This window comes from Pelomonas sp. V22, assembly GCF_030014915.1.
Classification (GTDB): Bacteria; Pseudomonadota; Gammaproteobacteria; order Burkholderiales; family Burkholderiaceae_C; genus JAUASW01.
Genome location: NZ_JAGIXS010000003.1, coordinates 361,386 through 375,502 on the forward strand (window position 1 = coordinate 361,386; position 14,117 = coordinate 375,502).

Genomic DNA, 14,117 nt, shown 5'->3' on the forward strand with positions numbered 1-14,117 from the left:
TGATTCAGTCCTTTTTGGCCTTCGGCACCTCAGGGGCCGCGTAGTCCGGCAGCGGGTCCTTGAAGATCCAGTGGTTGAACCAATCGAGGTTGTGCTGCATCTGCGCCCGCGCCGACTTGGGCTTGGTGATGCCGTGGCCGAAGCCCTTGTAGACGATCATCTCCACCGGCACGCTGCGGTCTTCCAGCGCCTGGCGCAGCTGGTAGGCATTGGCGATGGGCACGCGCTTGTCGAGTTCGCCATGCTGGATCAGCGTCGGCGTGCGCGCCTCCTTCAGGTAGCCGGCCGGTGAGGTCTTGCGATAGATCTCGGGGTCGTCCACCGGGTTGGCGCCGAAGTAGTTGATCGTGAACTGCGGGATGTCGGTGTTGTAGTAGTAGGTCGCCCAGTCCGAGATGCCGGCGCCCATGGAGACCGCGACGAATCGGTTCGTCGCCGTGCCGAGGAAGGCCGAGATGAAGCCGCCCTGGCTCCAGCCCATGCTGCCCACGCGGTCCTTGTCGACGAGGCCTTGCGCCACCAGGTGGTCCACGCCCGAGACCACGTCCCAGGCATCGCCGACGCCCAGGTTGCGCTCGTTCAGGCGGCGGAACTTCTCGCCATAGCCGGCGCTGCCACGGTAGTTGACCTTGAGCAGCAGGGCGCCGCGCGCGGCCCAGATGTCGGCCGGGTAGTAGCGGGTGTCCAGCAGCGTCGGGCGGTCGATGCCGGTGGGGCCGCCGTGGATGATGGTGAGCAGCGGGTACTTCTTCTTGGCATCGAAGTCGGCCGGCTTGATCAGCACGCCCTCGATCTCGGCGCCGTCCTTGCTCTTCCAGCGGATCACTTCACGGCTGGCCATGACGAAGTCGCGCGTCTGCTCGGTCAGCGTGGTCAGCTGCTTCGGCGCAAAGCCGCTGCTGTCGGCCACGAAGACCTCGGCCAGCGCACGCGGCGTGGCGGCGGTGAAGGCCAGCTTGCGGCCATCGCGGCTGAGCGAGACGCCGCCCGCCATCAAATCGTCGGGCGCCGAGACGCGGCTGATGCGACCGCTCGCCGGGTCGGCCCGGAACAAATGGCCGGCCGTGCGCTGCAGGCCGGCGAAGTAGATGCCGTCAGTCTTCCAGGCTATCAGCGACGGGTTCTCATCAAAGGCATCGCTGACCGAGCGCGGCGTGCCGCCTTCGGCCGACACCACGGCCACGCGCTGGTTGCGGGCGAAGAAGGCCGTCTGGCCCATGCTGGACACGAACGCGATCTGCTTGCCATCTGGCGACCACTGCGGGCTCGAGTCCGGCCCGTTCTGCGCGACCAGGGCCTTGACGCTGTCGTCGGCCAGCGTGAGCTTGTAGATGTCGCTGGTGGCCAGGTGGCGCGGCTCGGGCGAGGCGCTGCCGCTGAAGGCGATCTGGTTGCCGTCTGGCGACCAGCTGAAGCCCTCCACATGCAGCTTCGCGTTCTTGGTGCGCTGCTTGCCGGCCTGTGGCGTGGCCAGGGCCTCGGCCACGTTCAAGGTCCACAGCTGGGCCGACTGGGTTTCCTTGCGCACCACTTCGTAGTCGGCGTAGTGACTCTTGCGGTCCTTGCTGGCCTGGCTCTGGGCCTCGTTGGCCGTGAAGGCGATCTGCCGGCCGTCGGGCGACCAGGCATAGCCGCGCACGCCGGTCTCGCTCTTGCTCAGCTGCACCGCCTCACCGCCGTCGGGGCGGATGGCGAACAGCTGGTCCTTGTCTTCCACGCGGCTGCTGGTGAAGGCCAGCCAGGCGCCGTCGGGCGACCACTGCGGATTGCTGGCCGACTTGCCGGCTTGCGTCAGCGCGATGTGGCGGCCGGTCTGGGTGTCAGCGAGCCAGATCGTCGTGATGAAGGCGTCCTGCTTGAAGTCGGCCCGGCTGAGCTGGTAGGCCACGTAACGGCCGTCCGGCGAGATCTGCGTGCCGCCGGCCAGGGTCTTGAGCTGCAGCAGCTCATCGATCGTGGCTACGTGGCGGGCAGCCGGTTCGGCGGCCAGTGCCGGCCCGAAGGCAAGAGACAGGGCCAGCAGGAGCGCTTGGTTCTTCATGGACATCCTCGGTCAAGAAAGTGCTTCAGAGAAATTCCAGCAGCAGGCTGGGCGGCCGCGCGATCAGGGCGCGCTCGCCGTTCACGACGATGGGTCGCTGCAGCAGTATCGGATGGGCGGCGATGGCCGCCAGCAAGTCATCCTCGCTGAACGTCGGCTGCTCCAGCCCAAGCTGCGCATAGGCCTCTTCGCCCTTGCGCAGCAGCTCGCGCGCCGGCAGGCGCAGGCGCCGCTGCAACTCGCGCAATTGCTCGAGGCTGGGTGGCGTCTGCAGGTAGTCGATCACCTCGGGCGTGAGGTCTTTTGCTTGCAGCAGGGCCAGGGCCTCGCGGGATTTGGAGCAGGCGGGGTTGTGGAAAAGGGCAAGGCTCATCGGCGCAGTTTATGTGCGGGAAATCCATAGGTCGCCATGACCTTTGGCTCGCTACGCTCTGCCCCTCGCATCCTTGCGCAAACAGCAGGAGGGTTGGGATGGGTCAAGCCAGGTCGGCCGAAGGGGATGCCTACGCCGCCATCCATGGCGCGTTCCGTTGGGCCGTGCCCGAGCGCTTCAGCATTGCCGAAGCCTGCTGCACCCGCTGGGCCCACGAGACGCCAGATGCGCCGGCCGTGCTGTTCGAGAGCGACAGCGGCTGCCGCGCCCATTACAGCTACGGCCAGCTGCAGCGCGCGGCCAATCGCCTCTCCAATGCCTTGCAGCGCCAGGGCGTGCAGCGCGGCGACCGCGTGGCCATCGTGCTGCCGCAGCGCTTCGAGACGGCCGTGGCCCATATCGCGATCAACCAACTCGGCGCGGTGGCCATGCCGCTGTCCATGCTGTTCGGCCCCGACGCGCTGGAGTACCGCCTGCAGGACAGCGGCGCCGTCGTGGCCTTGGTGGAATGCGCCGCGCTGGAGGCTCTGCGCTCGGTGCGTGCCGCATGCCCGGCGCTGCGCCAGCTGATCGTCGTTGGCGATTGCGTCAGTGACCAGGCCGGCGAGATTGGCTGGATGGCGGCGCTGCAGGCCGAAGACGCTCGCTTCGCGGCGGTCGAGTTGTCGGCCGACGACCCGGCCGTGCTGATCTACACCAGCGGCACGACCGGCCCGGCCAAGGGTGCCCTGATTCCGCAGCGCGCCCTGATCGGCAATCTGAGCGGCTTCATTGCCAGCCAGAACTGGTTCGGTTTTGACCCCTTCGATCCGAGCAGGCCTTCGCACGCGATTTTCTGGAGCCCCGCCGACTGGGCCTGGACTGGCGGGCTGATGGACGCGCTGCTGCCCACGCTGTACTTCGGCCGCCCCATCGTGGCCTACCAGGGCCGCTTCTCGGCGGAGCGCTCGTTCGAGCTGATGGCGCACTACGGCGTCACGCACAGCTTCCTCTTCCCCACGGCGCTGAAGGCCATGATGAAGGCCGTGCCGCATCCGCGCGAAAGCTATGCACTGAAGCTGGAAGCCATCATGAGCGCCGGCGAGGCCGTGGGCGACGCGGTGTTCAACTGGTGCGAGCAGGAACTCGGCCTCACCGTCAACGAGATGTTCGGCCAAACCGAGATCAACTACGTGGTCGGCAACTGCAGCCGCCTGTGGCCTGCGCGTGCCGGCAGCATGGGCCGGGCCTATCCGGGCCACCGGGTGGCGGTGATCGACGAAGCAGGCAAGACCTGCCCCCCGGGTGTGCCTGGTGATGTGGCCGTGCACCGGCTCGATGTGCATGGCGACCCGGACCCGGTGTTCTTCCTCGGCTACTGGAACAAGCCTGAGGCCACGGCCGCCAAGTACAGCGGAGACCCGGCAGACAGCTGGTGCCGCACCGGCGACATGGCGAGCATGGATGCCGACGGCTACCTCTGGTACCAGGGCCGCAGCGACGACATGTTCAAGGCCGCCGGCTACCGCATAGGCCCGAGCGAGATCGAGAACTGCCTGGTCAAGCACGAGGCCGTGGCCAATGCCGCCGTTGTGCCCAAGCCGGACGCCGAGCGCGGTGCCCTGGTCAAGGCCTATGTGGTGCTGGCGCCCGGCCATGCCGGCAATGCCAAGCTGGTGGCTGCGCTGCAGGCACATGTGAAGGGCCGCCTGGCTCCTTATGAGTACCCGAAGGAAATCGAGTTCATCGCCAGCTTGCCGATGACCACCACCGGCAAGGTGCAGCGCCGCGTGCTGCGCATGCAGGAAGAGGCTCGGGCTCGCACCCCCCGCGCCGCCTGATCAGGCTGCGGCCAGCCGGAGTGGCAGGTCCAGCGTGAAGCGGCTGCCTTGCCCGGGCTCGCTGCTGACCGAGATGCTGCCACCCAGACGCTTGCACACGATGTCCTCGACGATGGGCAGCCCGAGCCCGCTGCCGCCTTGGCCGATGCGCGTGCTGTAGAAGGGCTTGAACAGCTCGGGCAGGGCCTCGGCCGGGATGCCACGACCGTTGTCGGCCACGCTGAGGCTGACCCTTTGCCCATCGGTGCTGGGCGTGGCCGTGATACTGATCTCGCCGTTGCTGCGGCCTTCGAGGCCGTGGATCAAGGCGTTGTTGATCAGGTTGATCAGTACCTGGCCGAGCGGGCCGGGCAGGCTGTCCATGTCGAGCTGCGCTGGCAGCTCCAGCTTCACCTCATGGCCAGAGCGCCGCAACACCGGGCCCATCGAGGCAAGCACCTCGCGCACCAGTTCGTCGAGCTCAAAGCGCCGCCGCTGGCCGCTGGCCTGGTCGGCCGAGAGCTGCTTGAAATCGCGCATCAGCGCATCCGCGCCTTCGAGGTTCTGCTGCAACTGCACCGCCCCCTGGCGCAGATCGGTGAGGAGTCGCGTCAGGCTGGACTTGCGCACCTGCCCCTCTTCCAACTGGGTCTCGAAGTCACGGATCCAATGGAGAAAGGTGTCGGCCAGCAGTCGGCTGTTGCCGACTGGCGATGCAAGCTCGTGGGACATCTTGGCCACCAGCACCGACAGCGTGGCGCGCGACTGTGCCTCCTGCAACTCACGCTGCGTCTGTTCCAGCCGCTCATTGGCTTCGGCGAGCTCCGAACTGCGTCGCACGACGCGCTCTGCCAGCCTCTTGTTCAGGGCGAGCACCTCGCGCTCAGCCTCGACCTGGGCAGTGACGTCCACCAGCAAGGCGAAGATGCCGTGCACGTCCGTGCCCTCCACGTCGGGAATCAGGCTCACGTCGAGCCAGGAGACCGCGCCGCTGACCGGGTCGCGGTTGCTGCGGCGGTAGTGGCCAGCCTGGCCGCGCAGGGCCTGTTCCCAGTGGGGCCGGATCTGCTCCAGCGCCTCGGCAGGCACGAAGTCCTCGACATGCAAGCCCAGCACCTGTGCGGGCAGTCGGCCGAATAGCTTGGCGTAGCGCAGGTTGCAGCGGCGCACGCGCGACTGGCTGTCGAACGAGGCCACGCTGGCCGGCACGGCATCGACCAGCTTGCTCAGCTCGCGCTCCTGGTCTAGCAGCTCGGCATGCCGCAGTGCCAGCTCCGTGGAGAGCCGCACCGCCTGGTTGCGGCTGCTGAGCAGGGTTCGATTGACGACGTAAACCATGCCACCGGTGATCAAGAGCACCGACACCAGCTGCATGCAGACCAGCAGGGGCGATGCCCGGTCGGTAGGGACATGCCAGCCGCTGAGCGTGCCCAGGCCCATCACGGCGACGCTGGCGATGCTGGCCAGCAGCACCGCGACCAGCCAGCGCGAACCCAGCACCCAGCCGGCCAGGCCGATGAGGAAGGGATAGACGATGAGGCTGCTGCTGTAGATGCCCGCGTACTGCCACATGTTCAGGCTGGCCAGCAACCACAGGCCGACCACCAGCAGTACCGTGCTGGCCTTGGGGCCACGCTGGCGCAGCCGCCACTGGCTCGCACCGATCAGCAACAGGATGCTGCCGATATGGACATAGCGTGGCCATTCGCGAACGCCGCCCAGCAGGGCGCCCAGCAGCGTGAGCCCCGCCACGGCGAGCACGGCACCGTGAATCCAGGCGACGAAGCGGCGGAATTCCTGGCTGTTGTAGGCGTAGCTCAGGTTGGACGGTTCAGTACTGCTTGGCATGGACCCAACTGTCGCATGGGACGGACGCAGGCGCGCCTACACTGCGGGTCGTTCCCGATCCTCGCGCCAGCGTCCGATGAGCAAGAAGTCCCAGCACGTCAGCGAAACCCCCGCCACCCAGTTCCTGCGCCAGCACAAAGTCGAGTTCACGGAGCATGTCTACGACTACGTGGAGCATGGCGGCACGGCCGAAAGCTCGCGCCAGCTCGGTGTGGACGAGCACGCCGTGGTCAAGACCCTGGTGATGCAGGACGAGAAGGCGCAGCCGCTGATCGTGCTGATGCATGGCGACCGCCAGGTCAGCCTCAAGGAACTGGCCCGCCAGATCCCCTGCAAGAAGGTGGAGCCCTGCAAGCCCGAGGTGGCGCAGCGCCACAGCGGCTACCAGGTGGGCGGCACCTCGCCGTTCGGCATCCGCAAGGTGATGCCGATCTATGTGGAGGCCAGCATCCTCGAGCTGCCCAGGATCTGCATCAACGGCGGCCGGCGCGGCTACCTGGTGGGCATGGCGCCGGCCATCCTGGTCGATCTGCTGGCGGCCAAACCGGTGCATTGCGCCGGTGCAGCAGAATAGCGCCCCATGCAAGACAACCTCTATCCGCTGCTGGCGGCCCTGGCCGCCTATTTCGTCGGCTCGCTGTCCTTCGCCGTCATCATCAGCAAGGCCATGGGCCTGTCGGACCCGCGCAGCTATGGCTCGGGCAACCCGGGCGCCACCAATGTGCTGCGCTCCGGCAACAAGGCCGCTGCCATCCTCACCCTGCTGTTCGATGCGCTGAAGGGCTACCTGCCGGTGCTGGCCGTGCTGCTGTGGGGCGAGCCCCTCGGCCTCGGTGAAGGCACGGCGGCCCTGGTTGGGCTGGCGGCCTTCCTCGGCCACCTGTGGCCGGTGTTTTTCCGCTTCCAGGGCGGCAAGGGCGTGGCCACGGCGGCTGGTGTGATCCTCGCGATCAACCCGCTGCTGGGCGCGGCCACGCTGCTCACCTGGGTGATCATTGCCTACTTCTCGCGCTACTCCTCGCTGGCGGCCATCGTCGCCGCCGTGTTCGCGCCGTTCTATCAAATGCTGATCTGGGGTGCCTCGCCGACCGTGATGGCCCTGCTCGTTCTCTCCCTGCTCCTGATCTGGCGCCACGAGGCCAACATCAAGAAGCTGCTGAACGGCACCGAGAGCAAGCTGGGCCAGAAGGCCACCGCCGCCGCGCCGCAAGGCACGAGCAAGAAACATCCGCATGGCCAGGGCTACGAGGCCCGCGGCCATTCGCATCACCATGCCAAGAAGGGCAAGAAAAAATGAGTTCCATTGAACGCTTCGACGTCGGCGCACGCCTGTCGGAAATGGCCGTGCACAACGGCGTGGCCTACCTGGCCGGCCAGGTGCCCGAAGACGCCACGGCCGACATCACCGGCCAGACGGCCCAGGTGCTGGCCGCCATCGACAAGCTGCTGGCCCGCGCCGGCAGCGACAAGAGCAAGATCCTGATGGCCCAGATCTTCATCACCGACGTGAAGGAGTTCCCCGGCATGAATGCCGCCTGGGACGCCTGGGTGGCCGCCGGCAATGCGCCGCCGCGAGCCACCGTGGTGGCCCAGCTGGCGCGGCCGGAATGGAAGGTCGAGATCGTGGTGAAGGCCGCCGTTTAAATCTTGGTCTTGCCCAGCACGGTGGGCGTGATGGCGATCGACAGCATGTCCTTGCCTGTCGGGCCCTCGTTGCCGATCTCGATCAGGGCCTTGGTGCCGTTCTTGGTGATGATCTTGGGCTTGGACACGGTGGCAAGTGGATTGCCTTTCTTGATCTCGGCCGAGATCTTGATCTTGTCGTCGCCGAGTTCTTCGGCGATCACCTCGATAGCGACCTGATCGGCCGTCGGCTGCTTCGGTGAGCCGTTCAGGATCACCTGTGCAGGTTGTCCGGCGTGGACCCGGATCGTCGGCTGGCTGCGCTGGGTACGCGTGCTGCCGCCCTGGCTGTCGGTGATCGCGATCTCCATGCGCAGTTCAATGCCGGCGGCTTGTGGCGCGGCATCAGCCCCGCCGTCAGCGCGCAGCGCATGGACCGTGCCCGTGCTGGCCACGGCCAGCAGGCCGAGCAAGGCCAATCCGAGCTTGCGGCGTGCGGCCGGGCCGCTGTGTTGCTTGAGCATTTCTATCCTCTCGATCAGGGGGTGGGTGGATTGCCAGCTGGCCCAGGGCAGGCCGGTGGCGAGTTGAGAACCTTGGGCCAGCAGCAGGGCGCGGCCATAGGCGGCCTCGCTGCCGGGGTGTTCGGCGATTACGCGGGCATCGCAGGCCAGTTCCTGGTCGGCGCGCATGCGGCGCAGCGCCAGCCAGGCCAGCGGGTTGAACCAGTGCAGCAGGCACAGCAGGGCGGCCAGCAGGTTCCAGTGGTTGTCGCGCCGCAGGCGGTGCACCTCCTCATGGGCCAGCACCAGGCGCTGCTGCTGGGCATTGAAACGCTGGCTGAAATCCACCGGCAAGGCCAGGCGCGGCCGCACCAGGCCCACCAGGGCCGGGCCGCTGCCCTCAGGGCCTTGCCATTGCTCGCCAGCTGGTGTCAGGTCTTGCATGAAGTGGCGCTGCAGCCAGACGAGACGGGCCGCGCAGAGCAGGGCGCCGACCAACCAGAGGGCTGCCAGCGCTGCCGGCCACCAGGGATCCGAGACCACGGGCAGGGGCGTCGCCGGGCCGCCCAGCAGCGGCTCGATCCGCGCCACCACGCTTGCTCTCAGCGCCTGGGCCGGTGCGCTCGCTGGCAGCCAGGCGGCCCCCATCAGGAGCGGCAGCAGCCCCCAGCTCGCATAAGCCACGGTCGCGCCAAAGCGCCTCAACAGGGGCTGGCGCAGGGCCAGCAGCAGGGGCAGGGCAAGGCTGAGGACCAGGGTCTGGCGGCCCAGCGCTGCCAGGATGGGTGTGGTGTCCATCATGGCTCCTGGTCCTTCAGCAATTGCTTGAGCGCCGCGAGTTCCTCGGGCTTCAGCTTGCGCTGGCTGCTGAACTGCGCGACCAGCGGCGCAAGGCTGCCGCCGAACAGCCGGTCCAGCAGGCCGGTGGCCTGCTCGCCGACCCAGTCTTCGCGCTTCAAGAGCGGGGTGTAGAGGTAGCGCCGGCCGTCCTTCTCGGCGGTCACGGCGCCTTTGTTCAGCAAGCGGTTCAAGAGGGTCTTGATCGTTGCCAGCTGCCAGTCCTGGCGGCCTTGCAGGGCGGCGGCGACGTCTTCGGTGCAGAGCGGGCCGGCGGCGGCCCACAGCACTTCCATGACCTGGGCCTCAGCCTCGGAGATTGGGGTGGGCATGCGAATCGATTACGGGCGTAAACATTCGATCAGTTTACGTGTGTAATCGATTCTGTCAACCGGTAGTGCGAACCGGACCCACAAAAAGAAAGACCCCGGCAAGCGGGGTCTTGTTCCCTAGGTTCGGGGGCGAATCAGTCTTCGTTCCGGAACACCAGTTTCACTTCGGCCGTCTGCTTTTCGCCCGTGCCTTCGTACTTCCATTCCTTCAGCGCGGCGATCACGGCCTTGTCGAAGACACGCTTGGGTTCGGCTTCGAGGACCTTGACGTCGGTGACCGTGCCATCGGGTCCGATGGTGACTTCGGCCTTGACGCTGCCATTGGCGATGCCCTTCTGGGCAGCTTCGCGCGGGAACTCCGGCGGCACCTTCTTCACGACCTTGGGCGCGGCCAGGGCCGAGGTGACGAGCAGGGCGCCGATCAGCGCGATGGCGCAGCGCTTGGCCAGGGTGGGGCGCTGGGTGACGACGGCTTGCATGTGCGGTTCTCCTTCTGGTCCTGAGCAATGTTTAAACAATGGGCGCCATCATGAGGCCGAAATCAGCCTCATGCGACGCGGAAGAAGCCAACAGCCTCCAGCAGTCGTGAAGAACTGCTGGTCAAGGCCTCGGTCGAGCGGTTCAGCTCGCTGACCAGGCTGGCATTTTGTTGCGTGCTCTTGTCGAGCTCGTTCATGGCCTGGTTGACCACGCCCACGCCCGAGGCCTGTTCCTGGGCCGAGTGCGAGATCTCCTCGATCAGCTGGCCCATGTGGTTGACCTCGTCGACCACGCTGGTGATGGTCTTGCCGGCGTTGTTGACGAGGCCGGTGCCACTGTCGACCTTCTCGGTGCTTTCCTGGATCAGCACCTTGATTTCCTTGGCGGCGGCGGCGGCGCGTGATGCCAGGGCGCGCACCTCGGTGGCCACCACGGCAAAGCCCTTGCCATGCTCGCCGGCGCGGGCCGCCTCGACGGCTGCATTCAGCGCGAGGATGTTGGTCTGGAAGGCGATGCCATCGATCACGCCGATGATGTCGCCGATCTTCTTGGAGCTGGCGCTGATGTCTTCCATCGTCGACACCACCTCGGAGACCACGCGGCCACCGGTGGAGGCCGACTGACGCGCGGTGCTGGCAATGGCGGCAGCCTTGCGCGTGAGTTCGCTGGCGCCGCTGAGATTGGCGGCGATCTGCTCGACCGAGGCGGCAGTGTTCTGCAGGCTGGCGGCGGAGCGGGCCGTGCGGTCGGACAGGTCGTTGTTGCTGCTGGCGATCACGCCGGAGCTGTCGGCCACCTCGCTGGCGGCTGAACCCACGCTGCGCACCACGCCCACGAGGGCGTCCTGCATCTCGCGCATGGCCTGCAGCATCTGGGCCAGCTCGTCCTTGCCAGCGCTGCTGATCTCGCGGGTCAGGTCGCCCTGGGCGATGGCCTCGGCCGCCGCCTGGGCCGAGCGCGCCGGCAACACGATGGAACGCGAGATGGCCAGGCCGCCGACGATGCCGATCAGGGCCGCAGCGATGACGAGCACGATGGTCACGACCGTGGAATTGCGGGCCAGCTCGCCACCGGCCACGGCCAGGTCATGCGCGCTTTCGAACTGCAGATCTACGAGGGCCTTCAGCGCCGCCTGGTAGTCCTGCTGGGCCGGGCGTACCACGGTGATCAGGCTTTCACGGGCCTCGTCGGGGCTGCCGTCCTGCTGGACCTTGCGGAACTTGGCGATGGCTTCCAGGAACTTGTCCTGCGTGCTCTTGGCCTGGGCGATCAGTTCGGTCTCCTTGCCGGCCTCGGCATCCGTCTTGAGCTTGGCCAACTGGTCGATGCTGGCCTGCTGCGCCTCGTCCATGGCCGCCTTCTGCTTCTTGATCTGGCGTGCCTCGTCCAGCAGCAGCAGGTCGCGCGAGGCACGGGCGAACACATTGACGTTGTCGGACAGCGCATTGGCCGCCGCGATCTTCACCAGGCTCTGGTTGGCCGTGCGGTCCAGGTCCTTGGCCAGGCGGCTGGCGCTGTAGCCGCCGTAGCTGCCGATCACCACCAGCAGCAGGATCAGGAGGCCATAGCTCAGGCCGAGGCGCTGGCCGATTCGAAGTTGTGTCAGCAGTCCCATGGTCGGTCCTTTGCAGGGCCCGTCGGGCCCCGTCATCTTGTTCGATAGCTCCGGAACTTCGCCCGGTCGACACCTGCTCCCTTCGCGAGGTCGCGAACGGCGGCGAACATCCGGCCCTACGCTAGCATGGCCGGGCCTGGAAAAGAACCCGCAAATCCGCTCTGGCAGCGGGCAATTTGTGCGGTCTCAGGCCAGGCCGAGCTGAGCCGGATCGCCACGCCCCAGCCGCACGACGACGGGCTCGGCGCCGCTCATGTCGATCACCGTCGTGGGCTGCATCGTGCAGGCGCCGGACTGGATGATCAGCTGCAGCTGGTGGTCGTAGCGCTCGGCGATCTCGTCGGGGTCGTTGAGCGGTTCGCTCTCGCCCGGCGGTATCAGCGTGGTGGCCAGCAGCGGCTGGCCGAAGATGGCGAGCAGCTCCTGCGTCACGCGGTGGTCGGGCACGCGCAGGCCTATGGTGCGCCGCGAGGGGTGGTGCAGGCGGCGCGGCACTTCCTTGGTTGCCTCGAGGATGAAGGTGAAGGGCCCCGGCGTGGCGGCCTTCAGCAGCCGGTACTGCTTGTTGTCGACCCGCGCATAGCTGGCCAGCTCGCTCAGGTCGCGGCACAGCAGCGTGAGGTGGTGCTTGTCGCTGGTCTTCTCGCTGAAACCGCGCAGCCGCCACAGGCTCTCGGCCGCCGCCTTGTCGTCCAGGTGGCAGACGAGGGCGTAGCTGGAGTCGGTCGGGATGGCGGCGATGCCGCCCTTGTCGAGGATCTGCGCCGCCTGCTTGAGGAAGCGCGCCTGCGGGTTGTCCGGGTGGACTTCGAAGCTTTGTGCCATGGCTGCCGATTCTGCGCCGGCCGCATGGCGGTTTCAGTCGGCGATGGTGTCCACCGTCACCACCGAGAGTGACGCGCGTTGCTTCTCGCGCACATTCAGCCACGCGGTAGCCGCGCCGCAGGCCGAGAGCACGCCCATGCCCAGCCAGGCATAGGCATCCGGCACATGGCCAAAGGCCAGCCAGCCGATGCCGGCGGCAAAGGCGATCTGCACATAGACGAAGGGCATCAGCGTGGCCGTGGAGGCCAGGCCGAGGGCCAGGATCAGCAGCAAATGGCCGGTCGTGCCAAGGACGCCGACAACCAGCAGCAAGCCCCATTGCCGGGGCGGTGCGGCGGCCAGCGCGGGCCAGACCTGCCAGGGGCCGAGGGCCAGCAGGAGGCTCAGCAGCCCCATGCCGATCAGGCCGGTATAGAAATGCGTGGTCAGCGGATGTTCCAGCGAGGACAGCTTGCTGGTCAGCACCTGGAAGGCCGCGTAGCAGAGCGCGCCAGCCAGCGGGAACAGCACGGCCCAGCCGAACAGGCCGCTGCCGGGCCGGATGACGATCAGCGCGCCGCCGAAGCCGCCCAGCACCAGGGCCCAGCGCAGCCGCGACACCGGTTCATGCAGCAGCATCGCGGCCAGCAGGGTGACGACCACCGGCGTCAACATGGTGATGGCGGTGAACTCGGCCACCGGCATCAGCTGCACGCCGAAAAAGCTCATCGCGCTGGTGCCCAGCAAGAGCAGACCACGCAGCAGTTGGAAGCGCGGATGGGCGGCTCGGAAGCTGCCCTTGGCGGCCAGCCACACCGCCATGGCCACGGCCTGCACGCTGTAGCGCGCCCAGAGGATCAGCAGCACCGGCAGGGCCAGCGAGCCGAGATGGCGGATCAGGCTGTCCATGCTGGCGAAGCAGGCCGCCATCAGGAACACGAGGGCGATGCCCAGGGCCGGGCGTTGCGCTGGCGCCATCAGCCGCGCGGGAAGTGGATGCGGTCCTGCAGCGCCAGCCAGACCGGGCTCAGCTGGCCTGGCAGGTTGGGCAGCGAGCCGAGATCGGTATGGCTCTCATCGGGGCTGTGGAAGTCCGAGCCGCGCGAGGCCAGGAAGCCGAACTCGAGGGCCATGTCGCCGTACTTCACGGCCTCGGCCGCCGTGTGGCTGCCGGTCACCACCTCGAGGCCCCGGCCGCCATGGGCCTGGAACTCGGTGAAGAGCGCGTATTCCTCGGTCGGCGTGAAACCGTAGCGGGCCGGATGGGCAATGACGGTCAGGCCACCGGCCTCATGCACCCAGCGCAGCGCATCACGAAGCGTGGCCCAGCGGTGCGGCACGAAGCCCGGCTTGCCCTCGGTGAGGAAGCGGCGGAACACCTCGGGCACGTCGCTGCAATGGCCGGCATCAACCAGCCAGCGGGCAAAGTGGGTGCGCGAGATCAGCTCAGGGTTGCCCACGTACTTCAGCGCGCCCTCGAAAGCGCCCTTGATACCGACCTGGGCCAGGCCCTCGCCCATCTCGCGGGCGCGCGGCTCACGGCCGCCGCGAGTAGCGCGCAGGCCGGCCACCAAGGCCGGGTCGGTATGGTCGAAGCCCAGGCCCACGATGTGGACCACCTTGCCCGCAAAGGTCACCGAGATCTCGGTGCCGGTCAGGTAGGGCAGGCCCTGGGCCAGGGCGGCCTCCATCGCACGCTGCTGGCCGCCGACCTCGTCGTGGTCGGTCAGAGCCCAGAGCTCGACGCCCTGCGCCTTGGCGCGGGCCGCCAGCTCCTCGGGCTCCAGCGTGCCGTCGGACACCTTGGAGTGGCAGTGCAGGTCGGCGTTGCTGAGCGCGTGGAGGGTGGTTGGGTTCACCGG

The 14,117-nt window shown here is 67.5% G+C and carries 14 protein-coding genes; 4 read left to right on the forward strand and 10 right to left on the reverse strand.

Annotated elements, in window-relative coordinates; all coding sequences use genetic code 11:
- Nucleotides 1-4 precede the first annotated feature (4 nt).
- Together J7U46_RS13955 and arsC are read right to left on the reverse strand one after the other, a co-directional pair.
- Nucleotides 5-2,041 carry a S9 family peptidase gene (locus J7U46_RS13955; RefSeq protein WP_282826797.1) on the reverse strand — a complete coding sequence of 679 codons (2,037 nt, stop codon included), beginning with the start codon at nt 2,039-2,041 and terminating at the stop codon, nt 5-7.
- 25 nt (nt 2,042-2,066) lie between these two features.
- The gene (gene arsC / locus J7U46_RS13960; protein ID WP_282826799.1) at nt 2,067-2,414 is read right to left on the reverse strand and encodes an arsenate reductase (glutaredoxin); all 348 of its coding nucleotides are present in this window, start codon (nt 2,412-2,414) and stop codon (nt 2,067-2,069) included.
- A 98-nt stretch (nt 2,415-2,512) separates the two neighbouring features.
- Between arsC and J7U46_RS13965 the strand changes: the two genes are divergently transcribed.
- Nucleotides 2,513-4,234: an AMP-binding protein gene (locus tag J7U46_RS13965; protein WP_282826801.1), complete on the forward strand. Its 1,722-nt coding sequence runs from the start codon at nt 2,513-2,515 to the stop codon at nt 4,232-4,234.
- Here J7U46_RS13965 and J7U46_RS13970 read toward each other — a convergent pair whose 3' ends face one another.
- Entirely contained in the window at nt 4,235-6,061 is a 1,827-nt protein-coding gene (locus J7U46_RS13970) for a PAS domain-containing sensor histidine kinase (protein WP_282826802.1), read from the reverse strand.
- A 76-nt stretch (nt 6,062-6,137) separates the two neighbouring features.
- Between J7U46_RS13970 and ybaK the strand changes: the two genes are divergently transcribed.
- From ybaK to J7U46_RS13985, 3 genes are read left to right on the forward strand one after another with little or no spacing between them, the layout of a single operon-like run.
- Complete coding sequence (ybaK, locus tag J7U46_RS13975; protein ID WP_282826804.1) at nt 6,138-6,635, forward strand: Cys-tRNA(Pro) deacylase; 498 nt, start codon at nt 6,138-6,140, stop codon at nt 6,633-6,635.
- A gap of 6 nt (nt 6,636-6,641) precedes the next feature.
- Nucleotides 6,642-7,358 carry a glycerol-3-phosphate 1-O-acyltransferase PlsY gene (gene plsY, locus J7U46_RS13980; protein ID WP_282826807.1) on the forward strand — a complete coding sequence of 239 codons (717 nt, stop codon included), beginning with the start codon at nt 6,642-6,644 and terminating at the stop codon, nt 7,356-7,358.
- Nucleotides 7,355-7,705 carry a RidA family protein gene (locus J7U46_RS13985; RefSeq protein WP_282826810.1) on the forward strand — a complete coding sequence of 117 codons (351 nt, stop codon included), beginning with the start codon at nt 7,355-7,357 and terminating at the stop codon, nt 7,703-7,705. The genes plsY and J7U46_RS13985 overlap by 4 nt, the downstream gene beginning before the upstream one ends.
- Here the strand turns inward: J7U46_RS13985 and J7U46_RS13990 are convergent.
- The 7 genes from J7U46_RS13990 to J7U46_RS14020 all read right to left on the reverse strand — a co-directional run bounded on the left by J7U46_RS13990 (nt 7,702) and on the right by J7U46_RS14020 (nt 14,114).
- Nucleotides 7,702-8,988, reverse strand: a complete 1,287-nt coding sequence (locus tag J7U46_RS13990) for a M56 family metallopeptidase (RefSeq protein WP_282826812.1) — start codon at nt 8,986-8,988, stop codon at nt 7,702-7,704. The genes J7U46_RS13985 and J7U46_RS13990 overlap by 4 nt on opposite strands.
- Nucleotides 8,985-9,356 (reverse strand): BlaI/MecI/CopY family transcriptional regulator, encoded by a 372-nt coding sequence (locus J7U46_RS13995; RefSeq protein WP_282826814.1) that lies wholly within the window; start codon nt 9,354-9,356, stop codon nt 8,985-8,987. The genes J7U46_RS13990 and J7U46_RS13995 overlap by 4 nt, the downstream gene beginning before the upstream one ends.
- A gap of 134 nt (nt 9,357-9,490) precedes the next feature.
- Nucleotides 9,491-9,835 carry an energy transducer TonB gene (locus J7U46_RS14000; RefSeq protein ID WP_282826816.1) on the reverse strand — a complete coding sequence of 115 codons (345 nt, stop codon included), beginning with the start codon at nt 9,833-9,835 and terminating at the stop codon, nt 9,491-9,493.
- A gap of 68 nt (nt 9,836-9,903) precedes the next feature.
- The gene (locus J7U46_RS14005) at nt 9,904-11,451 is read right to left on the reverse strand and encodes a methyl-accepting chemotaxis protein (protein ID WP_282826819.1); all 1,548 of its coding nucleotides are present in this window, start codon (nt 11,449-11,451) and stop codon (nt 9,904-9,906) included.
- Between the two features lie 186 nt (nt 11,452-11,637).
- Entirely contained in the window at nt 11,638-12,276 is a 639-nt protein-coding gene (locus tag J7U46_RS14010; protein WP_282826822.1) for an L-threonylcarbamoyladenylate synthase, read from the reverse strand.
- A 33-nt stretch (nt 12,277-12,309) separates the two neighbouring features.
- Entirely contained in the window at nt 12,310-13,233 is a 924-nt protein-coding gene (locus tag J7U46_RS14015) for a DMT family transporter (RefSeq protein WP_282826824.1), read from the reverse strand.
- On the reverse strand, nt 13,233-14,114 hold the full coding sequence (locus tag J7U46_RS14020) for a 3',5'-nucleoside bisphosphate phosphatase (RefSeq protein WP_282826826.1): 882 nt from the start codon (nt 14,112-14,114) through the stop codon (nt 13,233-13,235). Before J7U46_RS14020 ends, J7U46_RS14015 begins: the two co-directional genes overlap by 1 nt.
- Nucleotides 14,115-14,117 lie beyond the last annotated feature (3 nt).

Excerpts from the sequence above, each read along its gene's own strand:
- J7U46_RS13955 (WP_282826797.1), bottom strand. The coding sequence starts at position 2,041 with ATGAAGAACCAAGCGCTCCTGCTGGCCCTGTCTCTTGCCTTCGGGCCG.
- arsC (WP_282826799.1), bottom strand. The coding sequence starts at position 2,414 with ATGAGCCTTGCCCTTTTCCACAACCCCGCCTGCTCCAAATCCCGCGAG.
- J7U46_RS13965 (WP_282826801.1), top strand. The coding sequence starts at position 2,513 with ATGGGTCAAGCCAGGTCGGCCGAAGGGGATGCCTACGCCGCCATCCAT.
- J7U46_RS13970 (WP_282826802.1), bottom strand. The coding sequence starts at position 6,061 with ATGCCAAGCAGTACTGAACCGTCCAACCTGAGCTACGCCTACAACAGC.
- ybaK (WP_282826804.1), top strand. The coding sequence starts at position 6,138 with ATGAGCAAGAAGTCCCAGCACGTCAGCGAAACCCCCGCCACCCAGTTC.
- plsY (WP_282826807.1), top strand. The coding sequence starts at position 6,642 with ATGCAAGACAACCTCTATCCGCTGCTGGCGGCCCTGGCCGCCTATTTC.
- J7U46_RS13985 (WP_282826810.1), top strand. The coding sequence starts at position 7,355 with ATGAGTTCCATTGAACGCTTCGACGTCGGCGCACGCCTGTCGGAAATG.
- J7U46_RS13990 (WP_282826812.1), bottom strand. The coding sequence starts at position 8,988 with ATGATGGACACCACACCCATCCTGGCAGCGCTGGGCCGCCAGACCCTG.
- J7U46_RS13995 (WP_282826814.1), bottom strand. The coding sequence starts at position 9,356 with ATGCCCACCCCAATCTCCGAGGCTGAGGCCCAGGTCATGGAAGTGCTG.
- J7U46_RS14000 (WP_282826816.1), bottom strand. The coding sequence starts at position 9,835 with ATGCAAGCCGTCGTCACCCAGCGCCCCACCCTGGCCAAGCGCTGCGCC.
- J7U46_RS14005 (WP_282826819.1), bottom strand. The coding sequence starts at position 11,451 with ATGGGACTGCTGACACAACTTCGAATCGGCCAGCGCCTCGGCCTGAGC.
- J7U46_RS14010 (WP_282826822.1), bottom strand. The coding sequence starts at position 12,276 with ATGGCACAAAGCTTCGAAGTCCACCCGGACAACCCGCAGGCGCGCTTC.
- J7U46_RS14015 (WP_282826824.1), bottom strand. The coding sequence starts at position 13,233 with ATGGCGCCAGCGCAACGCCCGGCCCTGGGCATCGCCCTCGTGTTCCTG.